The organism is Streptomyces sp. NPDC058326, from assembly GCF_042879855.1.
Lineage (GTDB): Bacteria > Actinomycetota > Actinomycetes > Streptomycetales > Streptomycetaceae > Streptomyces.
The window spans coordinates 64,860-88,101 of sequence record NZ_JBHVZO010000012.1 but is presented as its reverse complement, the minus strand read 5'-3'; the positions used below and the strand labels follow the sequence as shown (position 1 = coordinate 88,101).

The window sequence follows — 23,242 nt, the reverse complement described above, 5'->3', positions numbered from 1 at the left end:
ACTCATGCCCTGAAAATGGGAGAGCGTATGGAATTACGCCAATTGGGTCGATATCGGTAGGGGGTGGCAAGGGGGCCTTGGGGCGACGGGGCCTCTCAGCGGAACGGCCGAGACCTCGACCGACGGGCCGTCGGGGCCGGCCGGTGGGAGCGAAGGGCGGCGCGGGCGGCGTTGGCGCCGGGCGCGCCGTGGACGCCGCCGCCCGGATGCGCGGTGGCCGAGGCGAGGTAGAGCCCGCGGATCGGCGTCCCGGGGCGCCCCGTGCCGGGCACGGGACGGAAGAACAGCTGCTGGTGCAGGCTGGTGGTGCCCTGGTTGACGGCGCCCCCGACGAGGGAGGCGTTCAGCCGTTCCAGGTCGGGGGGACCGAGGACGCGCCGGGCGAGCACCGACGCGCGGAACCCGGGCGCGAGGCGCTCGATGCCCGCCTCCACGCGCGCGGCCACGATGTCCTTCTCCCGCTCGTCCCACCGCCCCCGCAGACCGTCGTCGCCCGCGTCGCCCCTGATCTCCTGCGGTACGTGCGTATATCCCCAGGCCGACTCGGTGCCCGCCGGGGAACGCGTCGCGTCGGCCGTGGTCATCTGGCCGAGGACGGTGAAGGGCACGTCGGGCACCCGTCCCGTCGCGAGCTGGGCGGCGAACCGGGTGAGGGCGTCGACGCCGTCGGCGACATGGACGGTCCCGGCACCGTGCGCTCCCTCGGCCGTCCAGGGGATCGGACGCGCGAGGGCCCAGTCGACCTTGACCGTGGACAGGTCCCACTGGAAGTGGCGCAGATCCGCGCGGAGCCGCGGTGGTACGTCCTCCTCCGCGACCAGCTGCCCGTACAACAGCGGTGCGGGAACATCGGCGAGGACGGCGCGGCGCGCGGGAAACTCGCTGCCGTCCTCGGTGCGGACGGCGACGGCCCGGCCACCGCGTACGACGACGCGCGTCACCGTCCGACGGCAGTGCAGGACTCCACCGCGGGCCTGGAGCCGCCGGACGAGCGCCCGGGTGAGAGCGGCCGCCCCACCGGTGGGCACGGGGAAGCCGTAGGCCTGGCCGAGCATGGACATGAGCCAGCCGAAGCCTCCTCCGAGGGCGGACTCGGGTCCCAGGTCGGCGTGGAGGGCGTTGCCCGCGATCAGGATTCTGCCGCCTTCGCCGGCGAAGTACTCCTCGCCGAACCGCCGGGCCGGCAGCAGCATGGTCCTGGCCAGCCGGAGTCCGTCGGAGGGGCCGGTGCGGGCGGCGAGCCGCAGCCCTGGCAGGACCGGCGGGAACGGGGTGAAGAGGCAGCCGATCAGATCGTCGCCGACCCGGCGCCACAGGCGGTGGAGCCGTTCCCAGGCGTCGCCGTCGGGCGCCGCGAAGGCGGCGAGGGACGCGGTCGTCGTTTCGAGGTCCCGGGAGAGCACCGGACACCGGCCGTCGGGGAGCGGATGGGCGAGGACGGCCGGGGCGTGCGTCCAGCGCAGCCCCTGCTCCTCGAGGCGCATGTCCCGCATCACCGGTGAGGCGGCGGCCAGCGGGTAGAAGGCGCTGAACAGGTCGTGCGTGTAGTCGGGATGGACACCGCGGTCACTGCGCACGGCTCCGCCCGGCTCGTCCTGTGCCTCCAGGACGACGACCCGCCACCCGGCGTCGGCGAGCGTGTTGGCCGCCACCAGACCGTTGGGGCCTGCGCCGATCACCACGGCGTCAGGCATCGACACGGGGACCGCCCCTCCCCGGCCCCGCCTCCGTGCCCTTCTCCGCGTCAGGGTCCGACGCCGGCCCGGACGCGGGCTCCGATTCCACGAGCCGGGCCAGCCGGGTCAGCATGGCGCGGTGGCGCACCTGGATCGCGGCGTCCAGGACCGCGTTGTGCCAGCGTGCCGTCGGCCCGCTCAGCGGGTGCTCGTCGACGATGACGAGGGTGTCCTCCGCCCAGGCCTGGACCGTGATGGCGATGCGGACGCTCCCCGACCTGCCGCCCATCGACTCCAGTTCGAGGCGCTTTCCGGGCTCGTACACGCGCGAGACGGTACGTCCGCGGTACTCCAGCGGCCCGAACCGCACCGCGTACCCGATCTCCGAACCCTCGGCCGGCCACCGTCCGTCCCGGTTCCAGGAGTCGTCGGTGCCGACCACCCACCGGCTGTAGAGGTCGCCGTCGCGCAGGACCGACCAGACCTCGGCGGGGGGCTTGCGGATGAGCTGATGGCGCACGGCCATGAGAGGCCTCCTGTGACTCGTGAGCGGTGCCCGTCAGCCGCCACGACCGCCGTCCGGTGCCGCCGTGGCTCCGGACGGGGCGTAGAGGATGCCGGTCGTGGCGGGGGTCTCGCCGGGGGGTGACAGATAGTGGTGTTCCGTACGGCGGCCGATGGCCGTGCGGACGAGGCCGGGGGCCACGGCGTATCCCCAGGTGAGGAGGCGCCCGGAGCCGCCGACGACGACACGCCTCCTGCGGTGCCGTGCCGCGCGGACGACGGCCCGTGCGACGCGTTCGGGGCGGACGAGCGGGGGCAGTGCCTGGACCCGGCGCCCGGTGCCGTTGGCGGCGTGCCGGAAGAACGGCGTGTCCACCCCGGCCGGCAGGACGCTGCAGACGGAGACGCCGCGTGCCCCGGCGAGCTCCAGCTCCTGTCGGAGCACGTCGTCGAACGTGACCAGCGCGGCCTTGGACATCGCGTACGCCGACATGTAGGGCGCCTGTACGACGCCGCCGAGGACGGAGGAGATGTCGACGAGGACGCCGCTGCCCTGGGCGCGCATGACGGGAACGGCGGCGCGGGCCCCGTGGACCACCCCCATCACGTTGACGTCGAACAGCCGGCGTACGTCCTCGGGCGACGTCCGGTCGGCCCGGCCGAGGATGCCGACGCCCGCCGCGTTCACCCAGACGTCGATCCGGCCGTGGCGCGCCGTCGCCGCGGCCGCCAGGGCCTCCACGGCGCGGGCGTCGGTGACGTCGGTGGGAACGGCGAGCGCGTCGGCCGCGCGGTGTGCGTCCGCGCACTGCCCGGCCACCTCCTCCAGTGCGGCCGCGCTGCGCGCGCCGAGCACGACACGGGCGCCGTGCCCGGCGAAGGCGAGGGCCACCGCGCGCCCGATCCCGCTGGAAGCGCCGGTGACCACGACGACCGGGGGCCGTGTGCGGACCGTGCCACGCCTTCTCATGCAGCGGCGTCTGACCCCTTCGCGGGCACTTCATGCGTCCGGGCGGCGCTTTCCCTCCCGCTCCCAGGTCTGCCGCATGGGCGGTCCGGAGCTCGTCGGGCGGCCGTGCGCGGGCCGACGTATGGTCCGCATATGGGTCAGTACCCGCGCCGCCGCCATGGTGTCCGGCCGGCTCCCGGTACCCGTGCCCGCACGCACCGTCGTCGGCCGACGCGGGTGGGTGAGCGACGTGGCTGAGCCCACGGGGACGGACGCCGGGGACGCCTTCGGTTCGGGCCGCATGGACGCCGTCCTCGCGGACGTGATGACAGGCACTGGGGCCTCGATCGGCATGGTCTACCTCCGGGTGCCGGGGGACCGGATGCTGCGCCTCGCCCTGGTGTCGGGTGTCTCCCAGGCGATCGCCGCTCCCTGGGTACGCATTCCCGTGGACGCCCCGATCCCGGTGGCGGACGCCATGCGGGACGGGAGACTCGTCTGGCTGGGGGGCCGGCAGGAGATCGCCCACCGCTATCCGAGGCTGGGGATCGTGCTGCCGTACGACTTCATGCTGGCGGCCGCCCCGATCGCCGACGCCGCCACCACCTGGGGCGGCTTCGTCCTGCTGTGGCCGGTCTGGCACGCGCCCCATCTCGACGAACGCGAGCGCGCCATGCTCGACGGCTACTGCCGCCGGGCGGCGGAGGCCTTCCGGCGGGCAGCCGACCAGGGCCTGGCGCTCGACCCCGCCGAGCCCCGCGTCGTGCACGCCTCGCGGCCCTCCGAGGAGGACCCCGCCGTGGCGGTGGCCGCCGTCGACTTCGCAGAGCGCCTGCCCGTGGGGTGCTGCGGCCTGGACCTCGACGGCCGCATCACCTTCATCAACACCGCCGCCGCCGAACTCGTGGACGCGGGTGCGGCGTTGCTGCTCGGGAGGCGGCCGTGGGAGGTGCTGCTGTGGCTGAACGACCCCGTCTTCGAGGACCGCTACCGCGCGGCGGTGGTCACCCGGCGTCCGACGTCGTTCACGGTCAGGCGGCGGCCGGACCAGTCGCTGCTCTTCGTGCTCTATCCGGACGACACCGGCATCAGCCTCCACATCACCCCTGTGCCCGGACCGACGGCGACGGACGCCGCCGGGGCGGAGGCGTCCGTGAGAACCGAGGCGACGGCCGGGGCGGCGGAGGGAGCCGCCAGGGAAGCCGCCGCCGCGGCCGGAGCCGCGACGGAAGCCCCCCGGTACGCCGAACCCATCGGCGCGGCCGCCGTGTACCAGCTCATGAACCTGGCGGCTGCCCTCGCCGAAGCGGCCGGTGTCCAGGACGTCGTCGAACTCGTCGCCGACCAGATCGTGCCCGCCTTCGGTCCTCAGGGCCTCGTCCTGATGAGCGCCGACGAGGGGCGGCTGCGCATCATCGGACACCGTGGCTACGACCGGGAGTTCATCGACCGCTTCGACGGTACGCCCCTGACGGCGGACGTCGCCGACGCCCAGGTGCTCGCCACCGGCCTGGCGGAGTTCGTCCCGACGCCCGACGACCTCTTCCGCGCCCACCCGCACGCCCCGCGCTACGAAGGGCGGAACGCCTGGGCGTTCCTGCCCCTGATCGCCTCCGGCCGGCCCGTGGGCTCCCTCATCCTGTCGTACGACCGGCCGCGTCCCTTCCCCGCGGCCGAGCGGGCCCTGCTCACCTCCCTCGCGGGACTGATCGCGCAGGCGCTCGCGAGGGCCCGTCTCTACGACGCCAAGCACTCCCTCGCGCACAGCCTCCAGACCAGCCTGCTCCCGCACAGTCTGCTTCCGCTCCCGGGCGTCTCCGTGGCCGCCCGCTACCTGCCCGCGGGGCACGGCATGGACGTCGGAGGGGACTTCTACGACCTGATCCAGGCGGCACCCGCCGCCGTCATCGCCGTCATCGGCGACGTACAGGGACATGACTCCAACGCCGCCGCCCTCATGGGGCAGGTGCGCACGGCCGTCCACGCCCACGCGACGGCCGGCGCGTCTCCCGGCGACATCCTCGCCCGTACCAACCGGCTCCTGAAGGACCTCGACCCCGACCGGTTCACCAGCTGTCTGATCGCGGAACTGGACCTCGCTCACCACCGCCTCCGGCTGGCCACCGCGGGCCACCCGCCCCCACTCCTGCGCCGCCCCGACGGCCGGACCCAGCTGATGGACGTGCCGCCGGGCCTCCTGCTGGGGATCGCCCCGGAGGTCGAGTACGTGACCACCGAGGTGCCGTGGGAGCCGGGTTCCGTCCTCGCCCTCTACACCGACGGACTCGTCGAGAGGCCGGGTCTCGACATCGGCACCACCACGGCCGAGCTGGCCGAGCGCTTCTCCCGGTCGCGGACCGATGACCTCGAAGCCCTGGCCGACGGCCTGACCCGGCATGTCGAGGACGCGGCGCACCGCACCGACGACGTGGCTCTGCTGCTCCTCCGTCGCCGGCCCTGAGACCTGGACGGCTTGCCGGACCTATCGAATATCGATAGATTGCTATCGCTGGTCGATAGAAGGAGACGTCATGGGAAAACTGAAGGTGCTCGCGCTGCGCACCGTGCTCGCGATGCTGTTCGCCGGCTCGGTCTTCGTGGAGGCGGTGATGGTCCCGCTGCTCGCGAGCGACCTGAACGGGCTGAGGCCCGAGTACGCGTACCTGCGCACGCCGTTTCTCGTCATCATGGTCCTCGGCCTCCTGACGGCCCAGACCATCCTCGTCTCCGTGTGGCGGCTGGTGACGATGGTGCGGCGCGGAACGGTGTTCTCGCCCGCCGCCTTCCGGTACGTGGACATCATCACCGGAGCCTTCGCGGTGGGCGCGGTCCTGGTGTTCGCCTTCGCCGTCGTCCTGGCACCGGGGGAGGCGGTCGCCCCGGGCATCGTCCTCCTGATCTGCGGCGCGAGCCTCGCGGTGCTCGGCATCGCGCTGATCGTGCTCGTCCTGCGGACGCTGCTCGCCCAGGCCGTGGACCGCGATGCCGAGGCGGCACGGATGCGGGCCGAGCTCGCCGAGGTGATCTGATGCCCATCGTCGTGGACATCGACGTGATGCTCGCCCGACGCAAGATGTCCGTGGGGCAGCTCGCGGAACGCGTGGACATCACCCCGGCCAATCTCGCCGTACTCAAGAACGGCCGCGCCAAGGCAGTGCGTTTCACCACGCTCGCGGCCCTCTGCGAGGCGCTCGCGTGCCAGCCGGGAGACCTGCTGCGCTGGGAAGCGGAGGAAGGGGAGGAGGGAGAGGGGCAGGGGACCCCCGACGCGATGGCGGGCGTCGGCGAACGGCCGTAGGGGGTGTCTTGTGGCCTGATCGACAAGACACCCCCTGCGGCGTCGCCACCAGCGGGTATGCCGGTGTGTGCACAGGAGCGGCCGACTAACCTGTCCCGCATGCCTCTTGAGATGAACGACACCGTGCGCCGCCTGCTGGACGCCCCCCACACCGCCGTCCTCTGCACCCTCAACCCCGACGGCGCGCCCCAGAGTTCGCTGGTCTGGGTCAGCCGAGACGGCGGCGAGCTGCTGATCTCCACCCAACAGGGCCGGCGCAAGGAGCGGAACATACTCCGCGATCCCCGCGTCGGCCTGACCGTCTTCGACCCGGCCGACCCGAACCTGTACGTCGAGATCCGCGGCGAGGCCACCGTCACGGAGGACACCGGCCGCGCGTTCGCCGTCCGCGTCGCCGAGGAGTACCTCGGCCCGGGCGGCGGCAAGGAGTACCTGGAGGCCCCGCCGGAGGAGGTCCGCGTGGTCGTCCGCATCACCCCGACCAAGATCCTCGGCAGCGCCGCCAGGCCGGCGTAGCCGGCACGACGACCGGATCAGCGCCGCGGCACGTCGGCCGCCTGCGCGGTGACGATGCGGGGGAGGGCTCCGGGGTGCTCCCGCGTCAGCCAGTCGACGAGCTCCTCCCGTACGGCACAGCGGATCGTCCACAGGTCGTCGGCGTCCTTGGCGGTCACGAGGGCGCGCACGGTGATGCCGGTGGGCGAGGTGTCGGTGACGGCGAGGTCCCATCCCCGCCCGTCCCAGGCGGAGCGGGTGCCGAGGAACTCCCGGAGGTGGGCCCGCATCAGCGCGACGGGTGCGGAGTGGTCGCAGTGGACGAACACCGAACCGGTCAGCTCGTTGCCGCCCCGCGTCCAGTTCTCGAAGGGCCGCGAGGTGAAGTACGAGACGGGCAGGGTCACCCGGCGTTCGTCCCAGGTCCGGACGGTGAGGAAGGTGAGGGTCACCTCCTCCACCGTGCCCCACTCCCCGTCGACGACCACGGTGTCACCGAGGCGGACCATGTCGCCGAAGGCGATCTGGAAACCGGCGAAGAGATTGCCGAGCGTGGACTGCGCCGCCACGCCGGCGACGATGCCGATGATCCCGGCCGAGGCGAGCAGAGACGTGCCGAGCCCCCGGAACGAGGGGAAGGTGACGAGGGCGAAGGCGGTGGCGAGCACGCCTATGACGACCGACGTCACCCGGGTGAGCAGCGTGACCTGCGTACGGACACGCCGCAGCCGTGCCGCGTCACGCGCACGCGCGGCGTACCGCGCGAACGAGGACTCGACGACGGCCGAGACGAACCGTACGGTCAGCCAGGCGCCGCCGCCGATCAGGCACAACAGCAGGAACCGGTCCACCCCTTCCGTGTGGTCGAGGAGCGGGGGCCACTCCGTCGCGCGGTAGGTCCACCGGAACGCGACGGTCAGCAGGACGACGTACAGCGGGGTGCGGCAACGCCGCAGCAGTCCCCACAGCGGGGTGTCGCGGCGGCGCGCGTCCGCGTACCCCGCGAAGAGGTCCGCAGCGCGGCCGACGGCGAGGGCGAGCAGTGCCGAGCCGCCGAGGACGATCGCCAGTCGAACAACGCTTTCCATGGCTCCCCAGTCGATGAGTGGAACGAGGTCGTTCCTGACCGCCTCACCGCCGTGCCCCCCGCCAAACACGCGGGGCGCCGAAGCGCCGCGCGCTACAGGCCCCGGCTCTCCATCACCCGCTGCTCGGCCTCCTCCACCTCGAAGCGCGCGGCGGCGTCACCGTCCGCGCGCCGTACCGCTCCCCGTACGAGAGCGAGGTAGAAGAGCGCCGGCGCGCAGGGGGTCCAGGCCTCCGCCGGCTGGTCCGCGATGAAGCCGAGGACGGACTCCGGATCCGCCGGAACGAAGGCGAAGCGGTCGTGCTCCCACTTGTCGGCGACACCGCGCGACCAGCGCCGCCGAAGGGTCTCCTCGTCCAGGTCGGGCAGGACCGCCCGGAAGAACGCCGCCCACTGGTTGTTGCCGAGGTCGAGACCGAACCCGAGGAGTTCCAGGTCGAGGCTGTCGCTGGCGTGGATCGCGAGCTCCTCGAAGAGCGCCCGGCGGGCGACCGCGTGGAGGCTGATCGGGCCGCCGTCGGCGGGCAGGTCGTGATCGCGGGCGAGGCCCTCGTTGGCGGAGGAGTTCCAGCGGTCGCTGTTCAGACCGACGACCTTGACGCTGCGGTGGGAGAAGAGCATCTTGCCGTCCCGGCCCGTCTCCACCGCCACGTTCACCCCGAAGCTGCAGTTCATGAAGGCGGGCGCGTCGACCGGGTCGCGGCTCTCCATGTACTGCTGGCGCAGGGTCAGACCGTTCTGCTGCCGGCGGTCGAGGTGGAGCGACGTCGTCAGGAAGTCGTAGTAGTCGGCGTCCTGCAGGGTTATCGTGACCACGGGGTCCTCGGCGAGATGGGTCCGCGTCACCACGATCCGGTCCACCGCGAACCGCTTGTTGTTCCAGCGGTACGGCTGGCCGAGGGCCTCCTTGCGCTCCTCGGCCTCCTGCACGGCATGCCGCCACCCGGCGATCTCGGCCGGGAAGCCGACGCTCACCGGCCGGTAGCGGATGCGGACGTCGTCCTCCTTGACGGGACGGACACCCTCCCCCTCGAAGATGTGGCAGTCCGTCTCCCGGCCAAGCAGCGTGAATCTGTCTCGACTCATCAACTACCCCTTAAATAAACTGCGTTCGCATGGACTCGTACAGAGGACGGCACCGTGACCCGGACATGATACGGACGTGATGTGGTCGAGCACCTGGCGATGATCAGATCCGAGCGGGCCTCCTCCGCGCTGGTCGGCACGGTGGCCGTCGCCCGCCACGCCCACCCGCCGGGAGTCCGCGGACTCCTGCCCGACCTGCGCAACGTGGCCGACGTCAGGGCACGGTTCGCCGATGTCACCCGCGCGAAGCTCGGATTCGGCGACCACGTCCGCATCGACGGCGAGGGCGCCACCCGGCGAGCCCTGTGGGAGGGCCTCGACAGCTTCCTCGCCCACGACGCCGAACGGAAGATCCTCTACTGGACCGGCCACGGCCTCGACCGGGGCCGCGAGGGCTACTACCTGGCCTGCGAGGACTCCTGCGCGGACGGTCCCTTCGACCCCGCACGGGCTGTCGCCCTCACCGACCTCGTGGACCGGCTGCTGCGGGCCGACACCGACACCGACACCCTCCTCGTCGTCGACGCCTGCTTCTCCCACGGCCACCTGCCCGCCGCCCTCGACCGGGCATTCGCCGTCCAGCGGGAGAGCGTCGACCGGGCCCGCCGGCACCGCAGGACCGGCTTCGTCGTCGTCGGCACCTCCGGCCTCGACGCCACCGTCCCCGACGGCCGATGGGTCGAATGGCTGGAACAGGTCCTCGGCACGCCCGAGTTCACCGCGGCCGACCACGCCCGCCCCTTCGACCCGGCGGCGCTCTACCTCCCCGTGCCGTACCTGCTCGAAGCCGTCGACGCGGCCGCCGAGTACTCAGGCATCGACGAGGCCGCCCAGCGCCCCCACCACGTCGAGGTGCGCGCGCTGCCCAACAACTTCCTCGCCAACCCGTACTTCGTCGACCCCCGCCGCGCGATCCACACCCCGGCGGTGCTCCGCGACCGCACGCCCTGGTTCGGCACCGAGGAGTTCGGCCTGGAGGACGACGGCCATGTACGACGGCACTTCGCGGGGCGGACCGGGGCCCTCGGCCGGATCGTCCGTTGGATGGACACCCACCCCAGGGGACTGCTCGCGGTCACCGGCCCCGCGGGCACGGGCAAGACCGCCCTGCTCGGCCGGCTCGCCCTGACCTCGCTGCCCGAGTGGCGCGACGCCCTCGGGCCCGGCCTGCCGCCCGCCACCCTGCCCAGGACGGGCACCATCCACGCGGCGCTGTCCTGCCGGGGCCGGTCGCTGCACTCCCTCACCGCCGCGCTGTGGCAGGTGCTCGCCCGGTTGGACGGCATGGAACCGCCACCCGAGGGGACGGCGACACCGGAGGAGTGCCGCGACGCCGTCGACCGGCTCGTCGGCCGCGCCGGCTCCCTGAACCTGCTCTTCGACGCCCTCGACGAAGCGATGCCCGAGCAGGCCCACGAGATCGCGCGCCATCTGCTGAACCCGCTCTCGGCGCTCTGGGGAGTCCGCCTGGTCGTCGGCACTCGCCCGCAACCGCGCCGCCGCACCACGGTCCGCGTCCTGGAGGAGACGCTGCTCGACACGCTCGACCAGTCGGCCGCGCCGCTCGTCCTCGGCGACGACGAGGAGGCGGGCCGCAGCATCGAGACCATGGTGCACTCCCTGCTCTCCGCGCCGGGCTCACCGTACGCGCAGCAGCGGGACGCCCCCGGCTCCGAGGACGCAGCCCCCGAGGACGCTTCCGACACGGACGCCTCCGACCCCGCCCCCGAGGACGACCGCCGCTGGACCGCCCGCCTCGTCGCCGCCCACAGCCGGGGCTCCTTCCTGGTCGCCCGGCTCACCGCGCGCGAACTCGCCCGCCGCCGCAGGCCCGTGACCGAGAACGAACTCGGGGACTGGATGGCGCAGGGCGGCATGGGCCTGGACGAGCGGCTCGCCGAGGAGATCGCCCACCTCACCTCCCAGCCGGGCGCCGAGCGCGCCGAGGAGATCCTGCGCCCCCTCGCCGTCTGCCAGGAGCCGGGCCTGTCCCGGCGCGGACCGTGGCTCGCGCTCGCCAACGCCCTGCGCGACGGGGGGACTCCCGAGCTGACCACGGGCGACCTCCACCGGGTGGCCCTCACCTCGGCCGGCGGCATCGTCACCGCCCAGCACGCACCCGAAGGGCAGGACACCTCCCACCACCTGGCGCACCCCAGCTACGGGGCCCACTTCCTGCGACGCGCCGGGCTCGACGCCCCCGAGGCACACCGCAAGGTGGTGACGGCGCTCCGTGCCCGCGCCGCCGACGGCTGGCAGCACGCCGACGCGTACACCCGCCACTACCTCGGCGCACACGCGGCACAGGCGGGACCCGAGGAACTGCGGGCGCTCTTCGACGACATGGAGTTCCTGCTGCGGACCGACCCCGACGTCATGCTGCCGCTCGCGTCGGGCCTCGCCCGCGAGAGCGAGGGGGCGGCGGTGTACGGCAGGGTCGGCGCGGCGTTCCGCGCCCTCCCCGAGGACGGCGACCAGCGGGCCCGCCGCGCGCTGCTGCGGGCGGCGGCGTTCGTGAGCCACCGGGACACGGCGTATGCCGCACTGGCCCGCGACCCCGGCTTCCTGCCCTGGCAGGAGTACTGGACGGACCAGCCGCCCGACCCCTTCGAATGGCGCAGACCCGCACCCCTGGGCGGTGCCCGCGCCCTCAGCTGGCACGGCGGTCCGGGCGCGGCGGAGCTCCTCACCGGCGCGACCCTGACGGCCGCCGGCCGTGGCGAGGTGCTCGTCCTCGACGCGGAGTCCGGCAAGCGGCTCCTCACCCGGCGCACCCGCACGTCCGACCGGACCAGGGGGGAAACGCTCACCGAGGTACGGGACGTGGGCACCGGCCCCGACCGGACCACTGTCGCCCGCGACGACCAGGCCCTGTACTTCTGGCGCTCCGGCGCCCGGCTGCCCGAGTCCGTCTACCGGTGGGGCGGGACGGTGCGGACCCTCGCCGCGGCCGAACGGCGCGGCGAGACCGTGGTCCTGGCGGCCGACGGCGAACGCGTCTGGGCCTGGCGGTGGCGGCGCGGAGCCGCACGGGACAGGGGCGGAAGCCTCGTCGACATCCGGATGTCCGACACCGAACGGCTCGCGGCGCTCACCCTCGGGCCCCGCCTCTTCCTCCTGGCGGCCGGCCGGAAGGCGACGCTGCACGAGATCGACCGCGGCATGCGCGCCACCGGCCGGCTGCTCGGCACGGGAGTGGAACTCGGCGAACTGACGGCGCCCGCGTACGCGGCGGCCGCCGCGGCGGCCCCACCCGGCCCCGATGGGCGCTCCCAGGGCTGGCTGGCCGTCGCGGACGGCAGCCGGGTTACGGTCTGGCTCTGCGAGACGGACGGCACGGCGCCCTCCGCGCCGCCCCGGGTCCACGAGGTGCTCGGCTTCGACTCGGCGGCCCGCGGCCTCGCCTTCGGCCGGCACGGCGACGACACGCTCCTCGCCGTCCATGAGGCGTTCGTCGTCCGCGTCCGGGACATCCTGGACCGGAGCCGCGAGGCCCGGTTCGCGGTGAGCGACCCGAGGGACGAGGCGATGGCCTTCGACCCCGGCGGCCAGGGAGTCCTCGCGGTGGCCGACGGCCCCGACCTCCGCATGCTCCACGTGGGCTCCGCGCTGGCGTCCCGGCACGGCGTACCCCAACGCGCCCACGATCAGCGCCCGGTGGTGGCCCTCGCCGACACTCCCGGCGGACCACCGCTGCTGTGCCGGGTGTGGGGCGAGCGGATCCTGGTCTCACGGCCCGCCCCGGGCGCCCCGGCCGCCGAACGGGCCGAGACCCTGACCCACCTCGCACCGGTGTCCGCCGTGCGGGCCGCGCGCTGCGGGGACGCGTGGATCGTGGCCGCCGCGGCCCGGCGGACGGTACGGCTGTGGGAGCTCGCCGACGATCTGACCGTACGGGCCACCCACGACCTCCGACTCGGCGGGGACGCCGGCGAACGGGTGCCGTCGCTCGGCCTGGTGGTCGACGAGGCCACCGGCCGCGTACGGGTGTACGCCCCGGACCGGCAGTGGATCGTCCACGCCGAGCTGCCCCTCGACGCGGCACGCGACTGGCGCAGGGGCGAGCCCCTGCCGGCCGGACTGCGCTCCCACGCCGTGGACGCGCGCACCATGCGCGACGGCACGAGCTGGCTGGCCGCCGACCTCGGCGACGAGCTGCTGCTCTGGGAGCACCGCGACGGGCGGTTCGACCAGGCCCTCCGGGTCGTCCTGCCGGGCCGGGGCGAGGACCGTGCCGGCGAAGGCCGCGACGCCCGGCCGGCCCGGCCGGAGGAGTGGGACCTGCTGCCCGACCGGGCCGAGGACCACCAGGGCACCCGGCTCGCACTCGGCGAGTGGTACGACACCGACGACGAGGAGTCCGTCCCGTTGCTCGCCTGGGTCGACGCCGGCGCGGTGCACGTCACCGAGGGCCTGCCCCGGGGGAAACGGCACCGGTTGACGGGCCCCGTCCGTGGCGTCACCTCGCTGGTCTTCGCCGGGCCCCCCGAGCGGCCGCTGCTGCTCGTCTGCGACGAGCGCCGGGCCCCCGGCCTGTGGGACGTACGGTCCAAGGCCTGGCTGGACGGCGAGGCGGCGGTCCCGCCCCGGGGCTACGCGGTACGGGCCGCTGACGCGGCCGTGGATCCGCGGGGCCTGGTCGTGGCACTCCAGGGCGACCACCGCTGCGACCTCATCCGGCTGCCGCACGCCTTCTTCGACCGGGGCGCCGAAGGCGCCCTCGGACACACGCTGGATCCCCGCGACGGGTGACGGAGGAGAGACAGAGATGAAGCACGACCTCGTGGTGTTCGTCCCCGGCATCCTGGGCAGCAGGCTGACCCGGGACGGCAGGGACGTCTGGAACCAGTCCCGGCAGGCCCTGTTCTCGCTGCGCCGCCCCGGCCGCGCCCTCGCGGGCCTCGCCCTGCCGCCGGGGATCGGCGACGAACGGCCCGAACCCGGCTGCGCGCTGGTCGCCGACGGACTGCTCAAGACCCCCGACTCGCTGCCCGGGCTGCTGTCCTGCCTCGGCTACCCCGACATCCGCGCGGCCCTCGGGGACCTCGCCGACGGCCAGTACGCGCCCTTCGCCTACGACTGGCGGCTTTCCAACCGGCTCACCGCCCGGGACCTCAAGGCACACGTCACCCGCGAACTCACCCGCTGGAGCGAGCGGGTCGACACGTACTATCCCGACCGGGCCGACGAGCCGAAGGTCATCCTCGTCTGCCACTCGATGGGAGGCCTCGTCGGCCGCTACTACCTGGAGTGCCTGGGCGGCAGGGAGACGGCCAGGACGCTGGTCACGCTCGGCACCCCGCACCGGGGCGCGGCGAAGGCCGTCCCGTTCCTCACGGGAAACGGCGTCGGGCCCCTGGTCGGCGACGGCCGGATACGGAGCGCGGGCCTCGGCGCGGCCGGGAGGCTGGTGAACGAGTCGCTGCGCGAACTGGCCGTCACCCTGCCGTCGGTGGCGCAGCTGCTCCCCGTGTACGAAGCGGTCCTCGTCCCGGGCAAGGAGCGGCGGCGGAGCCTCGACGACCGCCGCCACTCCGTCCCGGACCTGCCGACGGCGCTCGTCCGCGACGCCTTCGCCTTCCACGACGAGTTCGAAGCCGCTCGGGAGACGAACCGTCGTACCGACCCCGGCGGCCGGCTGCCGTACCGGGTGCACAGCCTGGGCGGCATGGCACACCCCACGGTGCACGGCGTCATCCTCTCGCCCGACAAGCTGAGGTTCACCACCCGGCTGGACCCGGACCGCCCCTGGTCGGGGGACGGGACGGTGCCGAGGGACTCGTCCTTCGCCGGGTGGGCGCTGGACTACGAGGACGACGGCATCTGGAACGGATACCGCCACGCCGACATGGCGGGAGGCGGCTCCGTGGGCCACCAGCTCTCCGTGATCCGCGAGGGCAGGCAGGCCCGCGACATGCTCGCCGGTGACGAGGAATTCGGCCTCGACGTGCCCGAGTGCGCACTCGCGGGGGAGCCCTTCGAGGTGTTCGCGACCGGGCCCGGCCTCGCCGAACGCAACCTCCGGGCCACACTGACCCGCGAGGGCGAAGCACCGCCGGCACCGGTCTCCTTCGCGCCCGACGGCGACGGCGGCATGCGGGTGCAACTGGAGGGCGGCCCTGGGCTCTGGACCCTGGAGGTGTCATCGGAACGCCCCCGCCGGGTGTGCCGTGAGGTCATCACGCTCGTGGACCCGACCGGTTGACCCGGGAACGGACCTGACCGCCCGGCCCCCGCCTCAGCCCGGCAGCTCCTTCCGTTCCTCCTCGCTCCTGGCGGCCGCCGCGTGCAGGGCCCGGAGGGCCACCAGGAGGACGCCGATGTCGTCCAGGTAGACCGGGTCGGGGATCAGGTCGACCGGCGACACGGTGTACACCACGGCCGTCCAGAAGAGCGCCTTGGACCGCAACGGGACACCGGCGTCGAGCAGCAGCCTGCGGGCCCGGAAGACGCGTACGAGCAGCACGGCCGCGCAGCCCGCCACCCCGAGCACGAGCACCACGGCCACCACGAGCCAGAGCGAACCGTCCATGTTCCTCCCCTGCCCCCACGCGTCGCGTGGCGTCGCGGGCCACGGCAGCCGACCGCCGCAGCACGTCTCCGCGCCCCGTCCCCGAGGGGCCGGACGACGCGTCCATCGATGTCCATCCCACCACGGGGCCGCGGACCGGGGCGGGGACCCGCCGTCCTGCGCTCAGTACGCGTTGTGCCGGCGCAGCCTGGCCGGGCGCCCGTCCGGGTCCACCAGGAGGCGGTACGGCGGCATGGCCAGGCCGCGGGCCAGGCGGGACATGCCGGGCGGGTGGTAGGCCCGCAGCCGGCCGGGCGGCCGGGGACCGCGGCGGCCGCCCTCGTACCAGGCGTCCAGGGCAGCGGCGCTCGCGGCGAAGGCGTCGAAGGCCTTCGCAGGATCGCAGAGGCCGTCCGGACCGGAAACGGGAGACGGCCCCTCGTCCCCCGGGCCGCCGAGGTGCTCGTGGGAGAGCTCCAGCCGCAGATCCCGCGCGAAACGACGGGCCTGGTCCCCGAGCCCGCCGGGGTCGCGCGGCGCACGCGGGTCCGCACGGTCGTCGAGGACGACGCAGTTGAGCTCCGAATCATGCGTCCACGAGCGGAGGTTGATGTTGTCGGAGCCGACCGAGGCCCACACGTCGTCGATCAGGCACACCTTGGCATGCACGTACACGGGAGCCCCGGCGGTGTTCTCGAGGCCGTACACGGCCACCCGCCCGCCGCCGCCGCGGCGCAGCCGCTCCAGCGCCGTGACACGTCCGACCAGGTTCATCGGCAGCGTGAGCCGGCCGTCCTGCTCGGGGACGCTGGGTATGACGGCCATCAGCCGCAGGCCGGGGTTCTCGTGCAGGGCCCGGGCGAAGAACCCCACGACGTTCGGGGACCACAGGTACTGGTCCTCCAGGTAGATCAGCGACCGAGCCCGGCGCAGGGCTTTCAGATAGCTGCGCGCGATGCTCCGCTCGCCGTCCGGAGCGAAGGGGTAGCCACGCAGGAGCCGGTTCGGGTAGGTGCGCAGCACCTGCACGGTGTGATCGCCGCACGGCCCCGGGTCGGGCAGCTGCGGCGGCAGCTCTCCGGCGGACGTGTCCTCGTGGTGCATGACCTCGCGGAGGCGGACCAGAGGGCTGCGGCTGAGCGGCGAGGGGTCCTCCCACCGCTCGCGGAAGGTGGCTTCGAGGTCGCCGACCGCCGGGCCCCGGACGGCCAGCTGGACGTCGTGCCAAGGGGGCCGGGGGGCGTAGGCGGAAGCGAACGGCACCGCCTGGGGGTCGCCGCGATGGGAGGCGTCGTCGTTGCGGCTATGGCACAGGTCGATGCCGCCGATGTACGCGACATCGAGGCCGGGCCTTCCGGGGTGGCGCAGGACGACGAGCTTCTGGTGGTGGGAGCCGCCGGGCCGCACCCGCATGTCGAGCAGACACTCGGCCCCGGCCTCCTCCAGCTCCTCGCCCAGATGGCGGTTCTCGCTCTCGCTGAACTGGAACCTGTCCAGGTGGGAGCGCCAGACAAGCCCCTTCACGATCACTCCGCGCCCGGCCGCCTCGCCCAGGACGGTGCTGATCTCCGTCCCGGGGCCGTCGAGACGTTCGTCGGGGTCACCGCGCCAGTCGGTGAAGAGCAGCAGGTCACCGGAGCGCTGGGCCCGGATCGCCCGCAGGAGCTCGGCGAAGTAGACGGCGCCGTGCACCAGCGGCCGGACGTCGTTGCCGCGGGTCCAGGCGGCTCCGTCGGGATGGCGCCTGTCGAGACGGGTGGAGCCGTTCCCGCGTTCACGTACGGTGAGCATCCAGTCGCTGTACCTGTTCCTCACAGTGACCTCCACCCCGCGCGTACCCGCTCCGCCCGGCGGCGATGCGGTGCGGAGGCGGACGGCGGCGACGGCTTCCCCCGCCGGGCCACGAGGGGTCAGCGGAACGTGTGGACGACCTGGATCTCGCCGACCAGATGAGCGTTGAACTCGTCGAGCTCCTCGGCCGGCACCCACAGCTCCAGGATCGTCCGCCCCCCGGCCTGCCGGACGGGATAACGGCTCAGGAACGCGGACTCGACCTCGAAGCGGGTCACGAAGCCGGCACCGTCGTGCTTCACGTTCCAGTCCCTCGCGATCGTGATCGCGTACTCCTCGTCGAGGACGGGGTAGAAGATCGGCTGCTCGGGGAGCCGAGGAGGCCAGGCACGCCAGTCCAGCCGGCGGACCAGGTCCAGCTCCACGGGGCCGGTGGGGCGCCACAGGGTCGTCGTCGCTCGCCGGCTGGTCATGGGTGTACGTCGCTCTCTGGATGGGGATGCCGCCATGGCGGGTGAGCCCGGACGATACCGGCGCCGGGAACGCGAGGGCTACGCGGTTTCCGTCCGGCACCGGCCGGGGGGGGAGTACCAGGCCCTCCCTGCGACGATCTCCCGGCCGCGAGGGCAGCTGCTGGACAGCGCCCGGTACGAGGCGGCGCTGCCGGAGGAGACCGCGCTGCTCACGGGCGCCCGGCTCGTCCGGGCCGACGACATCGAGGCGGCGGCGGAACGGGTACGCGAACTCCGCCCGCACGCCCACCGGCTGAGGTGGACCGGTCGGCCGCGGCACCGGGCGCGGTGCACCGCCGCACCGTCGGCGAGGTCACCGCCGGCCGCTCCGATCCGGCGCCTCATCTGACTACTAGGCTGCGACGATGGAACACGTATCCGCTGTGCCCGAGCGTCACACCCAGGCGTCCTTGGCTCCGGTCCGGGCGAACGACTACGACCGTTTCGCCGAGGCGTACGCCGCGGAGAACGAGCGGAGTCTCGTGAACGCCCACTACGAGCGGCCCGCGATGCTGGCCCTCGCCGGAGACGTGGCCGGACGCCGGCTCCTGGACGCCGGCTGCGGCTCGGGCGCCCTGTCCGCCGCGCTCCGCGACCGCGGCGCCGTCGTCACCGGCATCGACGCCAGCGCCGGGATGCTGACGCTGGCCAGACGGCGGCTCGGTGACGACGCGGCTCTGCACCTGGCCGATCTGGGCGAGCCCCTGCCGTTCGACGACGGCGCGTTCGACGACGTGGTCGCGTCGCTGGTGCTGCACTACCTGGAGGACTGGGGTCCGACGCTGGCCGAGATACGACGGGTGCTCAGGCCCGGCGGCCGTCTGATCGCCTCGGTGGATCACCCGTTCGTGGCCTACACCTTCCACGACCCCCGGCCCGACTACTCCGCGACCACCAGCTACAGCTTCGACTGGACCTTCGACGGCCGGTCCGTCCCGATGAGGTTCTGGCGCAGGCCGCTGCACGCGATGACCGACGCCTTCACCACCGCCGGCTTCCGCCTCACCGCCATCAGCGAGCCACAGCCCGACCCCGCGGCCCGGGAGCTGTTCCCCGACGCCTTCGACGCCCTGTCGACCAAGCCCTGCTTCCTGTTCTTCGCCGTCGAGGTACCACTGTCGGCCACCTCCGACGGGACGACGAGCTCCACCCGGAGATCGGGCGCGCCGTCGATCACATCACGCCGCACCAAGTGATCACACGGTCCGAGAACCGGGATCAGGCGACGAGCGAGCGGCCGGTGGGTGACAGACGGAGCATCCGCGGCGCCGCCGTCTGTTCGCGCTCGATGGCCGGCAGGATCTCGTCCCGCAGCCGCGGATGGGCGCGCATGGCGGCGACGTGGAGTCGGTGCGCGTTCTCGTCGGCGTACGCGGTGAAGACCGCGGCGACGTTCTCGCCCGTACGGACCGGAAGCCGGGAGAACGTGTTGTGCGCCGGTTCGGTGGCCAGGCAGGCGAGAGGCGCGGGCCCCGTCTCCGCGAGCAGGGGCAGGACGCCGTCCCGGATCAGTGCGATGCCGTCGTTCCGTCCGGGAGGGAAGGACCACAGGGTGGCGGCCACGAACCGGTCCGGTGGCGTGGCGCCGACCGGCGGCCGAGCGGACGGGGAAACGTCGAAGCCGCTGCCGGCCGTCGCGGGGCGCAGCAGCAGGACGTCGTCCGAGTCGATCATGGTGTCGTTCGCCCGGGGCCCGTGCGCGGACCAGACGGGACCTCCGTAGAAGGCCGTGAGCGCGCGGTGACGTGCCGTCATATCCGTGAATCCGCGCAGCCAGACGAAACGGTCCGGGTCGTCGAGGTCGCGGAACTGGCCGAGCACGCTCATCCCCGCCTCTTCCTGGGTCTCGATGAATTCCCGGTCGAACAGCTCGACGAGTTCGTCGCGGCGGCGGGGCCGCAGCGTGTACTGGCGGAGCTCGATCACGGCGGACGGCGGACCCGCGAGGTCGGCGGGTGGCGGGCCGGACGGGGCGGTGGGCACAGGTGGACTCCTGTTCGGCGTTCTGGGGTGAGTGTCCCGGTCGTTCGGTCGGATCCGGGCGTGGTCAGACGATAGGAGGATCCTGTGACAGGTCCTGTCAGGGTTTACGAGGAGAATGCGCGCATGTCCGCTGGTCGTCTGCTCTCGGTCCTTCTCCTCCTGCAATCGCGTGGCCGCGTGTCCGCGGGGACGATCGCCGACGAACTGAACGTGTCCGTACGCACCGCCTACCGCGACCTGGCACGCCTGCAGGCCGCCGGCGTCCCGGTCTACGCCGAACCCGGCCCCGGGGGCGGCTACCAGCTGGTCGACGGCTACCGCACCCGCCTGACCGGCATGAACGAGGGCGAGGCCCGGGCTCTGTTCTTCGCCGGACTGCCGGGCCCCGCGGCCGACCTGGGCCTCGCGGCCGAGGCGACGGCCGCCCGGCTCAAGCTGCTCGCCGCGCTGCCGGCGGGACTGCGTGAAGAGGCGTCACAGCTCGCGGAGGTGTTCCACCTGGACGCCCCGGGCTGGTACCGAGCACCCGAACAGACGCCTCACCTCGCGCTGTTCGTCGACGCGGTGCTCACCCGGCGCGTGGTGGACGTCCGTTACCGCCGCTGGCGTGCCCCGCAGGAGGTGGACCGCCGCCTGCGCCCGTACGGCCTCGTCCTGAAATCCGGCACCTGGTACGTCGTGGCCGCCACGGAACGGGGGACCGCGACGTACCGCGTCGCCCAGGTCCTCGCCGCGCTCCTGGGCGACGAGCGGTTCGACCGGCCCGAGGACTTCGACCTCGGCGCGTACTGGGCCGCCCACCTCGAAGACTTCCACGCCCGCCGCTACACCGGAACAGCCACCGTCCGCCTGTCCCCGGCGGGACGCCGAAGGCTCCCCGACAACGTCCCCCAAGAGGTGGTGCGGGCCGTCGAGTCCACCGCGACCCCCACCGGAGACCTCGGATGGGTCGAGGCGGTCATCCCCACCGAGAGCACCGACCACGCCCTCGGCGAGCTGCTCCGACTCGGTGCCGACGTCGAGGTCATGGCACCCCCCGAGCTCCGCCGGGCCATGGCCGCCACCGTGGCGAGCCTCGCCCGGGCCTACGCACATCCCTGACGTCGGAGCCGGGGGACCGACCGCGCCACGGCCGCGGCAACGGCCGCGGCGGCCGAGGGCCATTGTCAGACCCTCGCGAGAGGATCACCCCATGACGATCTCTCCCGCCGATGAGGCGCTGACCAGCCTGTCCACCCGCGCCGCGTACGAGGCCGCGCTGCGACGCCTGCACGACGCCTCCCGGTCGTACTACGGAGACGGCGACAGCGTCTGCGACGACGCCACGTACGACCGGCTCCGGCTGGCCGTCCTCGCCTGGGAGGAAGAGAACCCGGCCGAGGTCTCACCCGACTCTCCCACCGGCCTGGTCGCGGACGGTGCAGCCCCCGTCGGCGATGTCGCGCACACCACCCGGCTGCTGAGCCTGGACAACGTCTTCGACGCCGACGGTCTTGTGGCCTGGGGCGCGTCCGTCCAGCGCCGGCTGGGCCGTGCTCCGGCCGGCGGATTCACCGTCGAGCCGAAGATCGACGGCGCGGCCGTGGCCGCCCGTTACCGCGAGGGCCGCCTCGTGCAGGTCATCACCCGGGGCGACGGCAGCCACGGCGAGGACGTCAGCCATGTCATCGGCCAGATCGACGGCCTGCCCGAGCAGCTCGCCGAGCCGGTCACCGTCGAGGTGCGGGGCGAGGTCGCCTTCACCCAGGAGCAGTTCGAGACGGCGAACGAGGTCCGTACGGCCCACGGCGCGCAGGTCTTCGTCAACCCCCGCAACGGCACGGCGGGCACCCTGAGGGCCAAGGACCGCCCGTACCGGCTGCGGATGACGTTTTGGGCCTACGGCGTGGTCGAGCTGGACGGCGTGCCGTTCCTGCCCGCCGGCGCGACGCACGCCGACGCGCTGGCGGCGGTGGCCACGGCAGGGGTGCGGACGACCGCGGCCACCGCCGCCGGGCTCATCGTCGTCTCCGACCTCGCCGAGGCCCAGGCGCGGGTCGACGCGATCGCCGCGATGCGCGCGGAACTCCCCGTCGGTATCGACGGCGTGGTGATCAAGCTGGACGACTCCGCCGAGCAGGAGGAGATCGGCAGCGGCTCCCGGTTCCCGTACTGGGCCATCGCGGTGAAGCTGCCCGCCGTCGAGCGGCAGACGGTGCTTCAGGACGTCGTCTGGGAGGTCGGCCGAACCGGAGTCCTGGCTCCCACTGCCATCCTCGTCCCCGTGGAGATCGACGGGTCCACCGTCACCCGGGCCACCCTGCACAACCCGGCGGACATCCGACGCCGGGACCTGCACCTCGGCGACACCGTGACGGTGTACAAGGCCGGCGACATCATCCCGCGCGTCCAGGCGGCCGTGGTCCAGCTCCGCCCGGACGGGGCGACGCCCGTGCCGCTGCCCGAGGCGTGCCCGCGCTGCGGCGGCGAGATCAACACCGCCCAGGAGCGGTGGCGGTGCGCCCAGGGCACCTCCTGCGCGCTCCCGGCGCTCATCGAGTACGCCGCCGGGCGCGAGATGCTCGACATCGACGGCCTGGGCAAGACGTACGTGGCGGCCCTGGTCGAGTCCGGGGACGTCCGCGACGTCGCCGACCTCTTCACCCTGACGATCGACCGGCTCACCGCCGCGTCGGGCAGTTCCAAGCGTGCCGCCAAGCTCGCCGAACAGATCGAGGCCGCCAAGTCCCGCCCCCTCAACCGTGTCTTCTGCGCCCTGGGCGTGCTCGGCACCGGACGCAGCATGTCCCGCCGCATCGCCCGGCACTTCGGCACGATGGAAGCCATCCGCGGGGCCGACGCGTCCGGGATGCAGGACGTGGAGGGGATCGGGCCGGAGAAGGCACCGGTCGTCGTCGAGCAGGTCGCCGCGCTGGCACCCGTCATCGACAAACTGATCGCGGCCGGAGTCAACATGACCGAGCCCGCGGACCCGGCGGCGGCGCCCGGCGGGGGCCCGCTGGAGGGCAAGGTGGTCGTGGTCACCGGCAAGATGACCGGGCCTCTGGAGGGCCTGGGCCGGTCCGAGATGAACGCGCTGATCGAGAAGGCCGGTGGACGGGCCGGCAGCGGCGTCAGCGCCAGGACGTCGATACTCGTCGCGGCACCGTCCGCGAACGGAAAGCCGAGCTCGAAGGCCGTCAAGGCCACCGAACTCGGGGTCGAGGTCCTGACACCGGAGGCCTTCGCCGAACTGGTCGCCGACCACCTGACCTGACGGGCGCGCGGGCGGCGACCGGACTGCTGTCGTTTCTCGCTCAGGATGAAGGAGCCCCGCGTGTTCGCGATGCGTGCTGCCCACGGCCGCTCCG

General features: G+C 73.4%; 19 protein-coding genes. 10 read left to right on the top strand and 9 right to left on the bottom strand.

Features of this window, described 5'->3' with window-relative positions:
• Window positions 1-95: 95 nt before the first annotated feature.
• The 3 genes from ACFVYX_RS22210 to ACFVYX_RS22200 are packed head-to-tail and all read right to left on the bottom strand — an operon-like array spanning window position 96 to window position 3,150.
• Window positions 96-1,694 (bottom strand): phytoene desaturase family protein, encoded by a 1,599-nt coding sequence (locus ACFVYX_RS22210; protein WP_389683304.1) that lies wholly within the window; start codon window positions 1,692-1,694, stop codon window positions 96-98.
• Window positions 1,687-2,202: an SRPBCC family protein gene (locus ACFVYX_RS22205; protein WP_389683143.1), complete on the bottom strand. Its 516-nt coding sequence runs from the start codon at window positions 2,200-2,202 to the stop codon at window positions 1,687-1,689. Before ACFVYX_RS22205 ends, ACFVYX_RS22210 begins: the two co-directional genes overlap by 8 nt.
• A gap of 33 nt (window positions 2,203-2,235) precedes the next feature.
• Window positions 2,236-3,150 carry an SDR family NAD(P)-dependent oxidoreductase gene (locus ACFVYX_RS22200; protein ID WP_389683142.1) on the bottom strand — a complete coding sequence of 305 codons (915 nt, stop codon included), beginning with the start codon at window positions 3,148-3,150 and terminating at the stop codon, window positions 2,236-2,238.
• Window positions 3,151-3,379: 229 nt separating this feature from the next.
• Between ACFVYX_RS22200 and ACFVYX_RS22195 the strand changes: the two genes are divergently transcribed.
• The 4 genes from ACFVYX_RS22195 (at window position 3,380) to ACFVYX_RS22180 (ending at window position 6,943) form a co-directional block, all read left to right on the top strand.
• On the top strand, window positions 3,380-5,590 hold the full coding sequence (locus ACFVYX_RS22195) for a SpoIIE family protein phosphatase (RefSeq protein ID WP_389683141.1): 2,211 nt from the start codon (window positions 3,380-3,382) through the stop codon (window positions 5,588-5,590).
• Window positions 5,591-5,660: 70 nt separating this feature from the next.
• Window positions 5,661-6,158 carry a DUF2975 domain-containing protein gene (locus ACFVYX_RS22190; protein ID WP_389683140.1) on the top strand — a complete coding sequence of 166 codons (498 nt, stop codon included), beginning with the start codon at window positions 5,661-5,663 and terminating at the stop codon, window positions 6,156-6,158.
• Entirely contained in the window at window positions 6,158-6,427 is a 270-nt protein-coding gene (locus ACFVYX_RS22185; RefSeq protein WP_389683139.1) for a helix-turn-helix domain-containing protein, read from the top strand. The genes ACFVYX_RS22190 and ACFVYX_RS22185 overlap by 1 nt, the downstream gene beginning before the upstream one ends.
• 99 nt (window positions 6,428-6,526) lie before the next feature.
• Window positions 6,527-6,943 (top strand): PPOX class F420-dependent oxidoreductase, encoded by a 417-nt coding sequence (locus tag ACFVYX_RS22180; RefSeq protein ID WP_389683138.1) that lies wholly within the window; start codon window positions 6,527-6,529, stop codon window positions 6,941-6,943.
• Between the two features lie 17 nt (window positions 6,944-6,960).
• Here ACFVYX_RS22180 and ACFVYX_RS22175 read toward each other — a convergent pair whose 3' ends face one another.
• Together ACFVYX_RS22175 and ACFVYX_RS22170 are read right to left on the bottom strand one after the other, a co-directional pair.
• Window positions 6,961-8,010, bottom strand: a complete 1,050-nt coding sequence (locus ACFVYX_RS22175) for a mechanosensitive ion channel family protein (protein ID WP_389683137.1) — start codon at window positions 8,008-8,010, stop codon at window positions 6,961-6,963.
• A 92-nt stretch (window positions 8,011-8,102) separates the two neighbouring features.
• Window positions 8,103-9,095, bottom strand: coding sequence for a translation initiation factor 2 (locus tag ACFVYX_RS22170; RefSeq protein WP_389683136.1), 993 nt, complete (start codon window positions 9,093-9,095; stop codon window positions 8,103-8,105).
• An 81-nt stretch (window positions 9,096-9,176) separates the two neighbouring features.
• On the opposite strand from ACFVYX_RS22170, the gene ACFVYX_RS22165 reads away from it, so the two are divergent.
• Window positions 9,177-13,847: a peptidase C14 caspase catalytic subunit p20 gene (locus ACFVYX_RS22165; RefSeq protein ID WP_389683135.1), complete on the top strand. Its 4,671-nt coding sequence runs from the start codon at window positions 9,177-9,179 to the stop codon at window positions 13,845-13,847.
• Window positions 13,848-13,863: 16 nt separating this feature from the next.
• Window positions 13,864-15,300: a hypothetical protein gene (locus ACFVYX_RS22160; protein WP_389683134.1), complete on the top strand. Its 1,437-nt coding sequence runs from the start codon at window positions 13,864-13,866 to the stop codon at window positions 15,298-15,300.
• A gap of 33 nt (window positions 15,301-15,333) precedes the next feature.
• Here the strand turns inward: ACFVYX_RS22160 and ACFVYX_RS22155 are convergent, their stop codons facing one another.
• From ACFVYX_RS22155 to ACFVYX_RS22145, 3 genes are all read right to left on the bottom strand, one after another.
• Window positions 15,334-15,627 (bottom strand): YkvA family protein, encoded by a 294-nt coding sequence (locus tag ACFVYX_RS22155; RefSeq protein ID WP_389683133.1) that lies wholly within the window; start codon window positions 15,625-15,627, stop codon window positions 15,334-15,336.
• A gap of 162 nt (window positions 15,628-15,789) precedes the next feature.
• Entirely contained in the window at window positions 15,790-17,397 is a 1,608-nt protein-coding gene (locus ACFVYX_RS22150; RefSeq protein ID WP_389683132.1) for a phospholipase D family protein, read from the bottom strand.
• A gap of 119 nt (window positions 17,398-17,516) precedes the next feature.
• Complete coding sequence (locus ACFVYX_RS22145) at window positions 17,517-17,870, bottom strand: hypothetical protein (RefSeq protein ID WP_389683131.1); 354 nt, start codon at window positions 17,868-17,870, stop codon at window positions 17,517-17,519.
• A gap of 34 nt (window positions 17,871-17,904) precedes the next feature.
• Here ACFVYX_RS22145 and ACFVYX_RS22140 point away from each other — a divergent pair, with 34 nt between their 5' ends.
• Window positions 17,905-18,258, top strand: coding sequence for a hypothetical protein (locus ACFVYX_RS22140; RefSeq protein WP_389683130.1), 354 nt, complete (start codon window positions 17,905-17,907; stop codon window positions 18,256-18,258).
• A gap of 16 nt (window positions 18,259-18,274) precedes the next feature.
• Window positions 18,275-19,105 carry a class I SAM-dependent methyltransferase gene (locus ACFVYX_RS22135; protein ID WP_389683129.1) on the top strand — a complete coding sequence of 277 codons (831 nt, stop codon included), beginning with the start codon at window positions 18,275-18,277 and terminating at the stop codon, window positions 19,103-19,105.
• 22 nt (window positions 19,106-19,127) lie between these two features.
• Here the strand turns inward: ACFVYX_RS22135 and ACFVYX_RS22130 are convergent, their stop codons facing one another.
• On the bottom strand, window positions 19,128-19,892 hold the full coding sequence (locus ACFVYX_RS22130) for an NIPSNAP family protein (RefSeq protein ID WP_389683128.1): 765 nt from the start codon (window positions 19,890-19,892) through the stop codon (window positions 19,128-19,130).
• A 123-nt stretch (window positions 19,893-20,015) separates the two neighbouring features.
• Here ACFVYX_RS22130 and ACFVYX_RS22125 point away from each other — a divergent pair, with 123 nt between their 5' ends.
• Both ACFVYX_RS22125 and ligA read left to right on the top strand, forming a co-directional pair.
• Complete coding sequence (locus ACFVYX_RS22125; protein WP_389683127.1) at window positions 20,016-20,993, top strand: helix-turn-helix transcriptional regulator; 978 nt, start codon at window positions 20,016-20,018, stop codon at window positions 20,991-20,993.
• A gap of 91 nt (window positions 20,994-21,084) precedes the next feature.
• Window positions 21,085-23,148, top strand: a complete 2,064-nt coding sequence (gene ligA / locus ACFVYX_RS22120) for an NAD-dependent DNA ligase LigA (protein ID WP_389683126.1) — start codon at window positions 21,085-21,087, stop codon at window positions 23,146-23,148.
• Window positions 23,149-23,242 lie beyond the last annotated feature (94 nt).

Coding starts and splice junctions, on each gene's coding strand:
- ACFVYX_RS22210 (WP_389683304.1), bottom strand. CDS start 1,694: ATGCCTGACGCCGTGGTGATCGGCGCAGGCCCCAACGGTCTGGTGGCG.
- ACFVYX_RS22205 (WP_389683143.1), bottom strand. CDS start 2,202: ATGGCCGTGCGCCATCAGCTCATCCGCAAGCCCCCCGCCGAGGTCTGG.
- ACFVYX_RS22200 (WP_389683142.1), bottom strand. CDS start 3,150: ATGAGAAGGCGTGGCACGGTCCGCACACGGCCCCCGGTCGTCGTGGTC.
- ACFVYX_RS22190 (WP_389683140.1), top strand. CDS start 5,661: ATGGGAAAACTGAAGGTGCTCGCGCTGCGCACCGTGCTCGCGATGCTG.
- ACFVYX_RS22185 (WP_389683139.1), top strand. CDS start 6,158: ATGCCCATCGTCGTGGACATCGACGTGATGCTCGCCCGACGCAAGATG.
- ACFVYX_RS22180 (WP_389683138.1), top strand. CDS start 6,527: ATGCCTCTTGAGATGAACGACACCGTGCGCCGCCTGCTGGACGCCCCC.
- ACFVYX_RS22175 (WP_389683137.1), bottom strand. CDS start 8,010: ATGGAAAGCGTTGTTCGACTGGCGATCGTCCTCGGCGGCTCGGCACTG.
- ACFVYX_RS22170 (WP_389683136.1), bottom strand. CDS start 9,095: ATGAGTCGAGACAGATTCACGCTGCTTGGCCGGGAGACGGACTGCCAC.
- ACFVYX_RS22160 (WP_389683134.1), top strand. CDS start 13,864: ATGAAGCACGACCTCGTGGTGTTCGTCCCCGGCATCCTGGGCAGCAGG.
- ACFVYX_RS22155 (WP_389683133.1), bottom strand. CDS start 15,627: ATGGACGGTTCGCTCTGGCTCGTGGTGGCCGTGGTGCTCGTGCTCGGG.
- ACFVYX_RS22150 (WP_389683132.1), bottom strand. CDS start 17,397: ATGCTCACCGTACGTGAACGCGGGAACGGCTCCACCCGTCTCGACAGG.
- ACFVYX_RS22145 (WP_389683131.1), bottom strand. CDS start 17,870: ATGACCAGCCGGCGAGCGACGACGACCCTGTGGCGCCCCACCGGCCCC.
- ACFVYX_RS22140 (WP_389683130.1), top strand. CDS start 17,905: ATGGCGGGTGAGCCCGGACGATACCGGCGCCGGGAACGCGAGGGCTAC.
- ACFVYX_RS22135 (WP_389683129.1), top strand. CDS start 18,275: ATGGAACACGTATCCGCTGTGCCCGAGCGTCACACCCAGGCGTCCTTG.
- ACFVYX_RS22125 (WP_389683127.1), top strand. CDS start 20,016: ATGTCCGCTGGTCGTCTGCTCTCGGTCCTTCTCCTCCTGCAATCGCGT.
- ligA (WP_389683126.1), top strand. CDS start 21,085: ATGACGATCTCTCCCGCCGATGAGGCGCTGACCAGCCTGTCCACCCGC.